The 13,833-nt window shown below is 56.5% G+C and carries 11 protein-coding genes; 1 reads left to right on the top strand and 10 read right to left on the bottom strand.

Going from position 1 to position 13,833, the window contains the following annotated elements; genetic code table 11:
* The first annotated feature begins 409 nt into the window (after positions 1–409).
* On the top strand, positions 410–964 hold the full coding sequence (locus HUV26_RS10955; protein ID WP_174410129.1) for an Rv1289 family protein: 555 nt from the start codon (positions 410–412) through the stop codon (positions 962–964).
* A 66-nt stretch (positions 965–1,030) separates the two neighbouring features.
* Here the strand turns inward: HUV26_RS10955 and HUV26_RS10950 are convergent, their stop codons facing one another.
* The 10 genes from HUV26_RS10950 to HUV26_RS10905 form a co-directional block, all read right to left on the bottom strand.
* A complete protein-coding gene (locus tag HUV26_RS10950; RefSeq protein ID WP_243451350.1) occupies positions 1,031–2,623 on the bottom strand; it encodes a Ni/Fe hydrogenase subunit alpha in 1,593 nt (530 codons plus the stop codon).
* A 19-nt stretch (positions 2,624–2,642) separates the two neighbouring features.
* The gene (locus HUV26_RS10945; RefSeq protein ID WP_174410128.1) at positions 2,643–3,389 is read right to left on the bottom strand and encodes an NADH-quinone oxidoreductase subunit B family protein; all 747 of its coding nucleotides are present in this window, start codon (positions 3,387–3,389) and stop codon (positions 2,643–2,645) included.
* Between the two features lie 9 nt (positions 3,390–3,398).
* Entirely contained in the window at positions 3,399–4,232 is an 834-nt protein-coding gene (locus HUV26_RS10940; RefSeq protein ID WP_174410127.1) for an FAD/NAD(P)-binding protein, read from the bottom strand.
* Entirely contained in the window at positions 4,222–5,268 is a 1,047-nt protein-coding gene (locus tag HUV26_RS10935) for a 4Fe-4S dicluster domain-containing protein (RefSeq protein WP_174410126.1), read from the bottom strand. Before HUV26_RS10935 ends, HUV26_RS10940 begins: the two co-directional genes overlap by 11 nt.
* Before the next feature lie 733 nt (positions 5,269–6,001).
* Positions 6,002–8,887, bottom strand: coding sequence for a chemotaxis protein CheA (locus HUV26_RS10930; RefSeq protein WP_174410125.1), 2,886 nt, complete (start codon positions 8,885–8,887; stop codon positions 6,002–6,004).
* A 137-nt stretch (positions 8,888–9,024) separates the two neighbouring features.
* Positions 9,025–9,393, bottom strand: a complete 369-nt coding sequence (locus tag HUV26_RS10925) for a response regulator (protein ID WP_174410124.1) — start codon at positions 9,391–9,393, stop codon at positions 9,025–9,027.
* Between the two features lie 9 nt (positions 9,394–9,402).
* Complete coding sequence (locus HUV26_RS10920) at positions 9,403–10,167, bottom strand: chemotaxis protein CheW (RefSeq protein ID WP_174410123.1); 765 nt, start codon at positions 10,165–10,167, stop codon at positions 9,403–9,405.
* The gene (locus tag HUV26_RS10915) at positions 10,164–10,940 is read right to left on the bottom strand and encodes a ParA family protein (protein WP_174410122.1); all 777 of its coding nucleotides are present in this window, start codon (positions 10,938–10,940) and stop codon (positions 10,164–10,166) included. The genes HUV26_RS10920 and HUV26_RS10915 overlap by 4 nt, the downstream gene beginning before the upstream one ends.
* Before the next feature lie 44 nt (positions 10,941–10,984).
* Positions 10,985–11,863 carry a CheR family methyltransferase gene (locus tag HUV26_RS10910; protein ID WP_174410121.1) on the bottom strand — a complete coding sequence of 293 codons (879 nt, stop codon included), beginning with the start codon at positions 11,861–11,863 and terminating at the stop codon, positions 10,985–10,987.
* Positions 11,864–13,795, bottom strand: a complete 1,932-nt coding sequence (locus HUV26_RS10905; RefSeq protein ID WP_174410120.1) for a HEAT repeat domain-containing protein — start codon at positions 13,793–13,795, stop codon at positions 11,864–11,866. It abuts the gene before it with no gap.
* Positions 13,796–13,833 lie beyond the last annotated feature (38 nt).

Here is a 13,833-nt window from a genome sequence, read left to right as displayed (position 1 = left end):
ATTCTCGGGATTTCTGCGTAAGGCAAGCCAAGTCAGCATGTCAGGGCTTTGCTGAATGCACCAGAAGGACAAGAGAAATGCAGACTATTCCGGCCATTACGACCATTAAAGCCGTGCGGCCTTATGTTGTTCGGGTAACGTGGGATTGCGGCGTTACAGCGTCTTTTGATCTAGCGGAATGGTTAAACAAGAGCGAATGGTTTGCCCCGGTCAATGATCCGGCAGTATGGAAGTCCATCCGTAAGGAGCATGGGGGTGGATACATGGAGCGGGAAGGGTGCTAAATGGAAGTACCTCTAACGCTCTTATAAATTTTTAGATACAAAAGAGTCATCAAAAATAAAGCACAGAAAAATAACTATAATATAAATACTGAAAACTAAAAACCTACAAAATTAATAATTTAAAAATGAATAATATTTCAAAATTTATCAACTCTTCAATAATTGAAGCAAATAATGAAAATATTCTACAATCATTTCTTCATATATTTACCGCGCTTGAAGGAATTGCAAAGAAAACCTACCCTCAAATTGCTAAACCAGGAAAAAGATTTAAAAAATTACTTTCAGACAACAAAGACACTATTTTTGCAATAATATCTGATGGACACATAAAAGCACACCCTCAATGCAGTGTTATATTTACTTCAGAATCAGGATCGATATCTTTTGAAGACTGCATATACAAATTTGCAAGATGCCCTTTAATACACGAAGCAGAATTTTCTAAAGGACTAAATTTTTCACAAGAAATTATATTTGGCGGTGACGGACACACAAACTTCACAATAAACGAAAAACTTCTCACTTCCCTAATACTTACAGCGATAACACTAACAAGAAGAGACAACAAAGATCTTTCATACGATTTTATTATTAATGAAAAACATATACACTACTCTGACATTGCTGGTAACAAAGAAAAACATCTGGAAATCCTATTTAGTAACAATAGCAAATAACAATGAAGCCCGCACCTTCCGGTGCGGGCTTCATCATTTCTTCAATCATTCCAGCGAATCGCAATCCTACCGCCCCTTATACACAAACCTCACTCCCCTGTCCGGCTTGCTCATCTGACCGGGGGTAATGTCTATACAGTGCGTGGAGCACGATATGCAGGGGTCGTAAGCCCGCACGAGCATGGAGGTAAGCAACTCTATCTCCGCTTCGGACGTATGCGCGATAACAGGCACCAACCCTTCCAAATCCTTCTGGATATTGGCGTGGTTCATGTTGGTGGGAATAACGCAGTCCGCCTCCACAATGCGGCCCTTGGAATCATACTCGTAGCTATGGAACAGAATGCCGCGCGGCACCTCCACGGCACCCACGCCGCGCCCTGCGCGGGGGCGGATAACCGGGGCCTTCTCCCGCTTCACGCCTTCCACCAGCAGCCAGTGGATAAGTTCCATGGAATCTTCCACGGAATGCACACACTCCACCAACTGCGCAAGGTTGTTATGGAACGGGTTCACCGTATCGGGCGTAAGCCCCACGGTTTCCGCCACCTTCTTGGCAGTGGGCTTCAGGTGCGTATGGTTCAGCTTGTAGCGGGAAAGCGCCCCCACCATAAACGAGCCACGCATATTCTTGGTCCACTTGGCCGTGGACTGTGGCACACAGTACTCCTGCGTCACATCCTTGTAGAAGCTGGCAGGCTTGCGGCTGTCGTCCGTAGACCCCACCTCGCCGCGATACAAGGCGTATTCAGAAGGCGAAACAAGCCCGATGTATTCCGTCTCGCGCGAAAAATCGGGCAGTTTGTGGCGTAGCGAGGCAAAAAGGTCCGCCGCCTTCAGAAAACCGGGCAGACTGTCGCGGAACGATTGCAGCAACACCTGCAACTCGCTCTCGTCCGGCAGCTTGGTAAACCCGCCGGGCACCATGCGCTGCGGATGCGTGGTGCGCCCGCAGATGGTGCGCGAAAACTCGTTGGCAAGCCGCCGCAGCCCGATAAGCCCCACCAGTTCGCTCTTGTGGGTTTCTGCCAGCGGAATCACCGAGTTCACGCCCATAAGGTCCGGCAGCACCAGATACGCCAGATGCAGCAGATGGCTCTGCAAATTCTCCGCATGAATGGCCAGCTTGCGCAGTGTCACCGTCTGCTCGGAAATGCGGATGTTCATGGCATCTTCCGTTGCCTGCAACGAAGAAAGCTGATGCCCTATGGAACATATGCCGCAAATGCGCGAAACGATCTGATGCACATCCTTGTAGCTACGGCCCTGCAATATGGCCTCAAAGAAGCGCGGAGCCTCCGGCACCTCCCAGCGCACGGTCTCCACGGCGTTATCCGCGCCTATCACCACCACAATGTTGCCGTGGCCTTCCACCCGCGTCACGTGGTGCACATGTATGCGCTTGGAGCCGTCACCGGCGGCGGCTTCTGCCGCAATGCCGGGGTCCGTGCATGCGCATGAGGAAACAGGCGCACCACTGCCGGCGGCCTTCATCGGCTTTGGCCCGGCACTGCCGCCTCGCTGCATCGCAGCTTCCGCTGCAACACCGGAAGCAGGCTTGCCGGAAGCCTTCGTATCCTGCGCGGGTGCGGCACTGCCGCCGGAAGACTTCTTCCCGGCCTTGCCGCCCGCGTTTCCGGTCACTTTCTTGGCACTCATGGTCTCTCCCTCACGCCGCCTACAATGGCGCGGTGGTATGGCTGAGGAAAATGCGCAGCAGGTCCTGCACCTCTGTGCGGCTGTATCCGGCACGCTCCTCCATCACATAGCGGGCGGCGTCCAGATTCGCCATGGGCGCAAGTCCGCGGCAACCCCAGCAGTGTGCCCCTTCGGTAATACAGCATGCGCCGCACCCGGCCCGTGTTATCATGCCCAGACACAACTGCCCAAGATCATACCGGCAGATGTTCCCGGCCTGCTTGCACTCGGCACACACAGGATAATCCGGCACAAACGGGCGTTTGCCCACCAGCAGGTCCTTGACTATGCGCATGAATTCGTTGCGGTCTATGGGGCAGCCGTGAATCTCCGCATCCACCTTCACCACGGCAGAAAGAGGACGCGCCGCATACGTGCTGTAGCAGCGGGCGTTGTCGCCGTAGACCTGCCTGCGATACATGGTCTCGCTCATAAAGTTCTTCATGGCGTTCACGCCGCCAATGGTCGCACACGCCCCAAAGGCCACCAGAATTTTGGCGTGAGAACGAATCTCCTTCAGGCGCGCCTCGTCCTCCGGCCGTGTGATGGAACCTTCCACAAACGCGATATCGTAATCCTCGCTATGGCCGGTCATCACCTCGCGAAAGCTCACCACCTCCACGTGCCCCAGAAGATCCAGCAGGCTCTCTTCCAGGTTCGCCACCTGCAACTGGTCGCCCTCGCACCCCGCAAAGTCAAAGAACGCAATCTTCGGTTTGTTCTGCATGGCGCGCTCCTACAAGGCTTCCGGGGTGGTCTGGATGTCGTGATACTTGAACACCGGACCCTCCACACAGGCATTCAGCCCGTTTATCTGACAGTGGCCGCACTTGCCTATGCCGCACTTCATGTGCCGCTCCAGCGAAACGTAGATGCTCTCGCGCGAAATACCCAGATTGCGGCATTCCTGAATGACAAACTTATACATGACGGGCGGTCCCACCATGGCCACGTGGGTTATGTCCGGCTCAATGTATATCTTGGGCAGCAGCGTGGTAATAAGCCCCACATTGCCGCACCAGTTATCGTCGCCGCAATCCACGGTTTCATACACCTCCACATCCTCGCGGGCCTCCAGTTCCTTGATCTGGTCCACGAAAATGCGCTCGGCAGGATTACGGCAGCCTATCATCACGATAATGCGCCCGAACTCGTCGCGGTGGCGCAGCTGATAGTGCAGCAGACTGCGCAGGGGAATATACCCCAGACCACCCGCCACAAAGAGCGTATCCTTGCCCACAAAATCCTGCACGGGAAAGCTGGAACCGTAAGGCCCGCGTATGCCCACCTTCTGCCCTTCGCGCATGTTGTGCATGGCGTTGGTCACATTGCCTATGCGGCGCACCGCAAGCTCAAAGGTGCTGCCCGTGGCGTTGGGCGGCGAACTGACAGAAAAAGGTGCCTCGCCCACCCCATACACCGAAACCATGATAAACTGCCCCGGCTTGTGCATAAGCGCCTTGCCGTTGTCGGGCTGAAAGGTGAACAGGGTGACAAAGTCCGAAAGCTTTTCCTTCTTCACCAGCGTGGCGGGCGAAGGAACATACTGGAACAGGGTATCAGGAGTCATGCCTGTCTGCCTCCCACAGTTCGTTGAACACCGTTTTCGGGTCGGCAATGCCGGACGTACAGCCGGAAACGCACCTGCCGCAGCCCACACAGCCAAGCTGGCCGGTCTTGTCCAGAATGTACTTGCCCTTGCGGTAATAGCGGTGGCGGAACCGTTCGCGGGTATGCGGGCGGAAGTTGTGGTCGCCCGCCACACGGGAGAAGCTGTCCATCATGCATCCGTCCCATTCGCGGTAGCGCTCGCCCTTGGTCAGGGTGTTGTCCAGCTCTTCCTTCATGTCGAAACAGTAGCAGGTGGGACAGACCAGATTACAGGTGCCGCACGAAAAACAGTGCCGCGCCCGGTGCTGCCACAGGGTGGAATCCCACGCCCGGTTCAGAATGTCCGATGTCTCGCGCCACGGATACTTCAGCCCGTCCCTGAGCGATTCCTTCACTATGCGCTGGTGCGCCCGCCGCGCGGCCTCGCGGTCCGCAGCGGTAGAAAGCTCCAGCCCCCCCGCGGCCAGCAGAAGCTCCTTGCCGCGCCGGGTAGAAACCTCCACATGGAACGAGGCAGAACTGATGCGGGTCCAGTACAGGTCATACCCGGCATCCACCTTGTGCGCATCCACAGATGCCCAGAACGCGTTCCGCGCCACGGCAGCCGGTTCCAGCGCAAAGATCACCGTGTTCTTCTTGCGGGTGATGAAATTGTAGTCCGGCACATCCTTGCGCATGAGCGTGTCCAGCTGGTTTGCCGCCTTCACGTCATAGGGATGCATGCCAAAGATAAGCTGGCGGGGTGCCTCGCACACCACCTCGGCCGTACAGTTGGCCGGGTCAAAACGCAGCAGCGTTTCGCGCGGAGGCAGAAAGAACCGTTTGAGAGGATTGTACGCCACATCATATTCCCACGCGATCTCCTCGCTCTTTCGCCATGGGACAAAATCGTAGATGCCGTTCTCAACTTCCACCGGAACATGGACTTGGAACTCCCTCGCCCATAGCTCCAGCAACCCCGGAAGCTGATCCATATAAACAGTGTACGAGGTCATGTAATCCTCCGCACCGATAGTAACTCACCCGTCCACACCCCTTCGCAAAAGGGCCTCCGGCCGGGTGAAAACTCCCATCGGGAAGCGCGTCACTGAATGATAAAAAAAGACCGTACAGCACACGGCAGCCATATTCCGACTCTGCGGAACCACAGGGAGACTCTTACTCCCATTGCGGGCATTATACAAGAATGTAATTTTGAATCCGTCAATTCTTCCTGCAAGCAATCCCGCACCCTTTCCGCACACACCCTGCTGCGGGCGAAACTTTCCTGCGGTTTTATGCAAAATCCCATCCACAATCGGAAGACATGCTCCTCACGCTCCCGGAAAATGACCACCACCGGCGATTCCCAAGCTGTAAAAGAACGCACATCTCCCACCCACCATAAAACCCTCAGCCGTCTCATCTGCCACAAGCAGAATAAAACCCGCCAAACCTGTCGCCACAGCATGTCGCGCCGCCATGCCGCCTGCCCGCAAGCGACATTTCTGTCGCCCCCCGTACAACACACCTGCCACCCCCGGCAGCGCAATGCCCCGCTGGCACCTCCGCCCTCCCGTTTCAGTTCCGTTTCAGTTCCGTTTCGCCCGCCCTCATGCTCCGCACAGCAGACAAGACATACGCACGATACGCGCACGACAGGTGCACGACAGGCGCAACCTCTCGCCCACAAAAAAGGCCGGGACTGCTCCCGGCCTTTTCGTTTGATATGCAGGTCTGTCTCCCCGGCTACATAGCCTTGGAGGTGGCAAGCAGATATATCTCGTGCGGGTCAAGAATAAGGATGACCGAACCGTCGCCCATGATGGTGGCCCCGGAAATCCCCCTCACATCGCCCAGATACTCTCCCAGCGGCTTGATAACTATCTCCTGCCGTTCGTGCAGCCTGTCCACCACAATGCCCAGACGCCGCTGGTTGTCGTGAATGACCACCACAGAGAGCACTTCCGGCTGCGTATCCGGCTGCGGCAACTCCAGCAGCTCCGCCATATTCACTATGCCCAGCACCTCGCCGCGCAACGTCACGGCCTTGCGCCCGTTCACATCTGTAAGACGGCGCGCCTCAATCTTGGTGGTTTCCGAAACGGCATCCAGCGGAATGGCATAGTTCTCTCCGGCCACATTCACCATCAGCGCATCGATAATGGCCAGAGTGAGCGGCAGCGAAAGCGTGAAGCGCGTGCCCTTGCCCACTTCGGACGTAATGTTCACGCTGCCTTTCAGGTTCTTGATATTGGTGCGCACCACGTCCATGCCCACACCGCGCCCGGATATATCGGTAATGGTTTCCGCAGAAGAGAACCCGGGCGCAAAGATAAGCTCCATGGCCTCCCGGTCGTCCAGATTTCTGGCTTCCTCCGCCGAAACAACGCCCTTGCGGATGGCAACCTCGCGCATTTTTTCAGGGTCTATGCCCTTGCCGTCGTCCTCAATTTCTATAGCCACCGAGTTACCCCGGTGGTAGGCGCGCAGCCACACCTTTCCTTTGGGCGGCTTGCCAGCGGCAACACGCACGTCCTCCGACTCCACCCCGTGGTCCATGGCGTTACGGATAAGGTGCACCAGCGGGTCACCGATAACCTCCACCACGCTCTTATCCAGTTCCGTCTCCTCGCCTTCCATAATCAGGTCCACTTCCTTGCCGCTCTTGCGGGAAAGGTCGCGCACCAGCCGGGGAAAACGCGAAAAAACGGAGGATACGGGCACCATGCGCACCTTCATGATGGTATCCTGAAGATCGTCGGAAATGCGTGCCATGGCGTAGGTGGTTTCCGTCAGCGACTGCGCCACATCAGCCACATCCACATCCTGCCCGCTTTCCAGATGGCGGGCGAGCATGGTGTAACGGTTGCGGTTGATGATCAATTCACCGATGAGGTTCATCAGGTGGTCCAGCTTTTCATGGTCCACACGTATGGTGGATGAAGATTTGGATTTACTCTGGTCGCCTGCCGGGGCAGCGGGTGTCGCAGGAGCTGCGGCCTGCGCGGGCTTGGCCGCAGGCGAGACGGCAGGTTTAGCTGCAGGTTTAGCAGCAGGTTTAGCCGCAGGCTTGGCGGCAGGCTTGGGCGCTGGCTGAGGTGCCTGCGGAGCAGCAGGTCCGGGTGTGGCAGGAGCGGCAGGTGCGGCGGGCTTAGGCGCAGGAGCGACCGCCTTTGCCGGAGGAGCACCCACAGCGGCAGGGGTATGGGAAAGCCGTTCCTTTTCCCCACCCAACTTCTCAAGCTCTTCACCCACCATATCAAAAAGAATTTCCACTTCCTGCGAAAGAATGGGAAGCAGAAGACCAAAGTCCAAGTCGCTGCTGCGGGCGTTGTCCACCAGTCCGGCAGTCCGTTCCGCGTGAACCTGTATACCGTCAAACCCCATGTACCCGCAGGAATTTTGCGCAGTAGTCAGGCTGCGATACAGCGTGTCCACATAGTCACGCTGAGAGGCATCCTTTTCCAGCTCGCCCATGGCCAGAGCAATGGCGGCCTTCTGCTGGGTAATGGTGGTGATGAACAGTTCCACATCGTCTTCGTCCAAGCCGTTGTCCGCCCCCTGCGGCACGTCAGCCGCCTCCTGCGCCGGTGCGGGAGCCTGAGCCGGCTCCGCCGCAGCCTGCGCATCCGCAGCGTCCGCCCTGCCGCGCACGGGGGCTTCTATAACCCCCTCGTTCACGGCACGCTGCAGCAGAGCCACAGCATCGGTGATAATCAGGGGCGTTACGCCGCCGGTGGCGGGATCTATCTTGGCGACAAGACTCTCAATGATGTCCACCACAAAAAGGAGCAGGTCGATAAGCCCCTGCGAGATAGCCATCTCGCCCTTGCGGGCCCTGTTGAGCAGGGTTTCCGCCTCGTGGGTCAGGCTGTTCAGTTCGTTAAAACCTATGATGCCGCTGTTGCCCTTGAGGTTATGGAAATAGCGGAACAGGTCGTTGACCAGTTCTCCCTGCTCGTGCGGGTTCTTTTCCAGTTCCAGCAGTCCGGCACTGAGGTTTTCCGTCATGTCGCGCGCTTCTTCAATAAAGTCGCGCAGGTGCCCTTCGCCAAAGGCGGTGAGCGTGTACGGCGTTCCCTCCTCCAGCACAGCGGAGGCAACGGCCTCCTCCGGCGCGGCGGCCGATACCGCTGCAGGCTGATCGGCGGTTGGCTGCGCATCCTGCGTCACTTCGGGCGCAGGAGCTTGCTTGCGGGCTGGTGAAGGAGCGGCAGGCGCGGGAGCGGCTTGCCCTTCGCCTGCCAGCAGGGCGTCCAAGGTTTGCATTATGCCTTCCGTGGCAACATCACCCTCGCCTCCCTCCGTCTCCAGATTATCTATCATCTGACGCAGCGCATCGGTGGCGGAAAGAATAACGTCCATGATCTCCGCAGTAACGCTCATGTCGCCTTTGCGCAGTTCATCCATAATATTCTCCGCCTTATGGGCGAGAATATTAATCTTGTTCAGCCCCAAAAAGCCGGAAGCCCCCTTGAGAGAGTGCATGGGACGAAAAATCTCATTGAGCAGCGAAATATTTCCCGGTTCCTTTTCCAGCTCAAGCAGGTTGGGCTCTATGGTTTCCAAGTGCTCTTTGGCTTCCACTATGAAGTCGGCAAATATTTCAGGATCCAGAAAATCTTGGCTCATATCGCACCCTCTACGTTGCGGACTTCATTCAAGCACCGGAGAACAGATAAACCAGCTAATACATTATCAAACCGCATCGTTCAGTTCCATATGCAAACAGTGTGTGTCCTATCGTATCGGCAGCCTTTGCAAAAAGCTTACCCCAAAAGCATCTTGACGTTCTTGACCATCTTATCCGGTTGGGCAGGTTTCACCATATACAGGTTCGCACCCAGTGTCATGCCCATCTGAATGTCTTTGTCCTGCCCTTCCGTGGAAAGCATGACAATGGGCAGGTCGCGGTAAGCTTCCTGTTCGCGCACGGTCTTAATGAAGGTAAACCCATCCATGCGCGGCATGTTCACATCGGAAATGATAAGATCTATGCGTTCGGCGGAATAGAGCTTCTCCAGTCCGTCCAGTCCGTCTTCAGCGGTTGTAACCTTAAAGCCTTCTTTTTTCATGATAAACGCCACAAGATTGCGCACGGTCTTGGAGTCGTCGACAATCAGAATATGCTTGCTCATTCCGGCCTCCTAAAGCTGCAGAACGCTATCAACTATATGGTCAACGGAGATGATGCCTATCAGATTCTCACCGGATTTCATGAGTCCGGACACAAAGTTCACATTGGCACCCAGATGCGATTCAATGGCCCAGTCAATGGAGTCCTGTGTTGCCCGGTACATGGTGTGCACCGTCTCGATCATAAGGCCTATCTGCAACCCGTGCCTGCGGCATACGACAATGAACTTGTCCTGATTCTCCCCGGTGGCGGGAATATTCAAAAGATCGCGCAGCCGCACCAGCGGAGTCACCCTGCCCCGCAGGTTTATGATTCCGGCGATAAAGGAAGGCGCAGTGGGCAACCGTGTGGGCGGCATGTACCGCAGCACTTCCTGCACCGTGACTATGGGCACGGTAAATTCCTGTGAACCCACGAAAAAACTCACCAGTTGCAGCTCTGTAGCCTGCTTGAGCTGCTCCGCAAGGTCTGGTTCGCGCTCTATGACAGGCGCAGACCGCACGGCGCGTGAATCGGCAGCCTCCGTACGGACTTCGCCTTCCGGCTGCTCCGTCCCCTCCGGCGGGCGGGCGGCAGACGCAACAGAAGTGCCGGGGGCCACAGGAGCCGCCTGTGCAGGTGGCTCCAATCCCAGCTTCTTCAGGGCTGCGGCCTGATCCATGCCCAGATATTTCTGCATAAAGGCAAGCTCAGCAGGCGTGAACTTGCCCTTCTCGGCATCCGGAACGACCTGAAACTCCTGATCCTGAAAATACTCTTCCGGTGTCTTTATCATAGCAACGTCACTATTTCGTTTGCGAGGCTTTCATACGCCTTTGCCCCGCGACTGTTCGGGTCAATATCATAGACCATCTTGCCGTAGGCACTGGCATCGCGGAACTTCGTATCCACGCCCACTATTGTGGAAAACATCCTGCCCCCCATCTTACGTTCCAGCAACTCCAGCACTCTGCGGCAGGCTCCGGCGCGTTTGTCGAACATTGTGGGCAGGGCGCGGTAATTCACAGGCTCCGGCAGCACCTTGTTCAACAGGCGAATACTGTCGAAAAGCAGCTTCAGCCCGTGCAGCGCCAAAAAATCTGTCTGGATGGGAATGATAAGCAAATCGCACGCCACCAGCGCGTTAATCTGCAACAGCCCCAGATGTGGCGGACAGTCCAGAATGATATAGTCATACTCATCCTGCACCAGCGCCAGTGACATCTTCATTATACCGCCCTTGCCGGGACGGTCCCGCAGGTCGCCTTCCAGTTCCGAAAGCCGTATGGAAGCGGGCACCACGTCAAAGGTCTGCCCTTCCTGCCTGTGGCGCACCTTACCCCAAAGCTCCCGCCACCCTTCTTCCGGGGTAACAAAGAGATCGTATGCCGTGTGTTCCACCGCATCCGGGTAATAGCGCAAATGCACGGAGGCGCAGGCATGGGGGTCCAGGTCCACAACCAGAACCTTCTTGCCCATTCGGGACAGCGCCGCCGCAAGAGTGAGAGCCGTCGTGGTTTTGCCCACTCCCCCCTTCTGGTTGGCTACAGACAGAATCTTACCGGCCATGGCAGGTTCCTTGCTTGGCAGCGAAACGCAATGCGGCCTCCTGGTTATTCCAGCTTTCTGTAAACAATGGCACCTTTATGGTGCTCAGGCTTGAACGCTCTGGTAATGTTATGCAGGGATTCAGAGTGCCCTATGAGCAGGGAACCGCCCGGAAGCAGGTTGTCATAGAACGAGCCGATGACCTGTTTTTTCATCTCATCGTCAAAATAGATGATAACATTGCGGCAGAAGACCAGATGAGAACGCTCAATTCTCTTCAACTGCACCCTGTCGCTCAGGTTTATCTGCCCGAAGGCAACAAGCCTTTTCACATCCGCATTCACCTTGTACAGGGCATCCTGCTGAGTGAAATAACGGGCCACAACCTCCTTGGGCGTGGTGCGCAGGGCATATTCCGTATAAATGCCGCGCCGTGCAGAGGCGAGAACCGCTTCGGAAAGATCGTTTGCCGTGATCTTTATGTCCCACGAGCCAATCTCCGACTTGAGCACGTCGAGCAGAATCATGGCAAGGGTGTAAGGCTCTTCCCCCGTGGAACACCCGGCAGACCAGATGCGCAGCTTCTTCTGCTTTTTGGCGCGCAGGTCATCCAGCAGCGGCGGCAGCACGTTCTCTTCAAACACCTTCAACTGGGGCGGGTTTCTGTAGAAACTCGTCTCGTTGGTGGTCACCACCTCAAACAGCTTATTCAGTTCCTGCCGCCTGCCCGCATCGTACCGGAGAAAATAGTAATACTCGCCAAAGGTCTTCAGGTTCAGATCCTTCAGGCGGTTGGCGAGCCGGTTCTCGATAAGATATTTACGGTTGTCCGCAATATAGATGCCGCACTGCTCGTAAATAAAATCACGCAACTGGCGGAACTCTTCGTCGGAGACCTTCTGTTCCTTCTTCAGGGTGATGGTCTTCGAAAACAAAGACGACATCTAGGCTCCCTCCCCCTCGTTCTGGCGGATACGCTCCGCCGCCGACTGCGCCGCCATCTGCACTTCCGGATCATCACTGTCCATCTGCGCAAGCAGGGCGCGGAACGCCATCTTGCCGCCAATTTCCCCGAGGTTCTCCACCGCCTTCAGCCGGACCAGCGTGCTTTCCGAATCAAGAAGCCTGATAAGGTGTTCCGCCCCGCTGCGCTCTCCGCGTCTGCCCAGTGCCTCAATGGCGCGCACAACAACCCAGTCGTCCTCGTCATCCAGTGCCTGCACCAGATAGGGCACCACATCTTCCGAGGTACAGGAGCCGATAAGCTCCACAAGGGCAAGGCGCACCTCGCGGTTCTCGTCATGCAGGCGCGGCACCACAAGCCCCAGCTTGTCAAAGGAAGTGCAGGTGTTGCTCTCGAACAGGGATTCAATGGCGATCTTGCGGATATCCGGCACCTCGTCCTCAAGGGCGGCTGTCAGTTCCGTGATATTGTCGTCCACCCCCAGCTTACCCAGAGCATACACCGCCATCATGCGTTGCACCGGGTCCGGGCTGTGAAAATAATCCCTGAACCGCGTCACCATGGTGGGATCGTTCAGGGCGATGCAGGCTTCCAGAGCGGCTTCCTTCACATCGTCATAGGGGTGTTCCAGCATGGCAAAGAGCTTATTCCCATGCTCGCTGGCGCGGGCGCGCATCCCCAGATAATACAGAACGGCCTTCAGCACGTTGCCGTCATTATGACGGTCCAGAACATTCAGGAAAAACGGCAGAGCTGCGGTATCCGCATGCTCCGAAAGCACGTGCATAATGGCCCGCTGCTCATCGCGGCTCTTCTCCCAGAAAACATCCATGAGCAGGGAGTTTGCCCTGTCGTCCTGCATGCGGGAGATGGCTTCCACGGCAATGCGTACCGAATATTCCTCACCCGTGCGGACAACGTGCTCCACCGCGTTGTTAAATCCTATGGCCCCTATGCTCTCCACCACCGCAAGCAGCCGCTCATGGTCACGGTCGGCATCCAGCCCGGAAGCCAGTTCCAGCAGGGCCGCGCTGGCTTTTTCATCGCCCACCACACCCAGTCCGGCTACGGCGGCGTCCTGCACATCCACCTCTTCATCCTCCAGCGCGGCAAGCAGATACACGCGGAACTTCTCCCGCTCCTTGTCCGCCAGAAGATTAAGGGATTTTCCGCCCATAAGCCGCACCACGGCTTTGACAATCTTATTCCTGAGCGGGCCGGGAGAGGAATCCAGCCGCTTCATAAGAATGCTCACGGCCTTAATATTGCCCATCTCTCCCAGCGCTTCCACAATCATAGAGGCCACAAGGTCAGAACTGGTATCCAACGCGCGGGCAAGGGCGTTCACAGAAGAATCGGCCCCAATCTTGGATAACGCCTCAATAACGGAAAACTGCACCCATTCTTCATCCTGCATGGCCTTGTTCAGGCAGTCTGCCGCCTCGGAAAAACCCAGTTCGCCAAGGCTCACCGCCGCCTGATACCGGACGTTGACCTCCGGGTCACGGAGCAGAGCCTCGCACAGCGGCCCGATGGCCGAACGGTTGTCGGAGGTGCCCAGGATGTCCGCCATAAAAATGCGGATGTCGGGATCGTTGTCGTGCAACAGTTCAAAGAGTGTCTGCAGGTCGTGCGCTCCCACGTCACGGAGAATATCCATGGCAATATTGCGTATGGGGGCATCGTCAGAGCGCAGCAGCGGCACAACCGCCTGCACCACCACATCGCCGCCTATCTGGCGCAACGCCCTGTCCGCGGCCTCCTGCACCCCCAGATTCCCGCTCTGGATATGCTCGGCCAGCAACGCGATAGCCTCTTCCAATCCCATCTGCCCTGCGGCAAAAGCGGCTTCGCGGATCTGTGCCGGATCGTCGCTTCTCAACTGGGCAAGTATCTCATTGTGCCCTGACATGGACCCCAACCTTGCTGCACGTTCGTAACACTGCGCCC

This window comes from Desulfovibrio psychrotolerans (assembly GCF_013340305.1).
GTDB lineage: Bacteria > Desulfobacterota > Desulfovibrionia > Desulfovibrionales > Desulfovibrionaceae > Halodesulfovibrio > Halodesulfovibrio psychrotolerans.
This window is presented reverse-complemented; position numbering and strand designations above follow the sequence as displayed.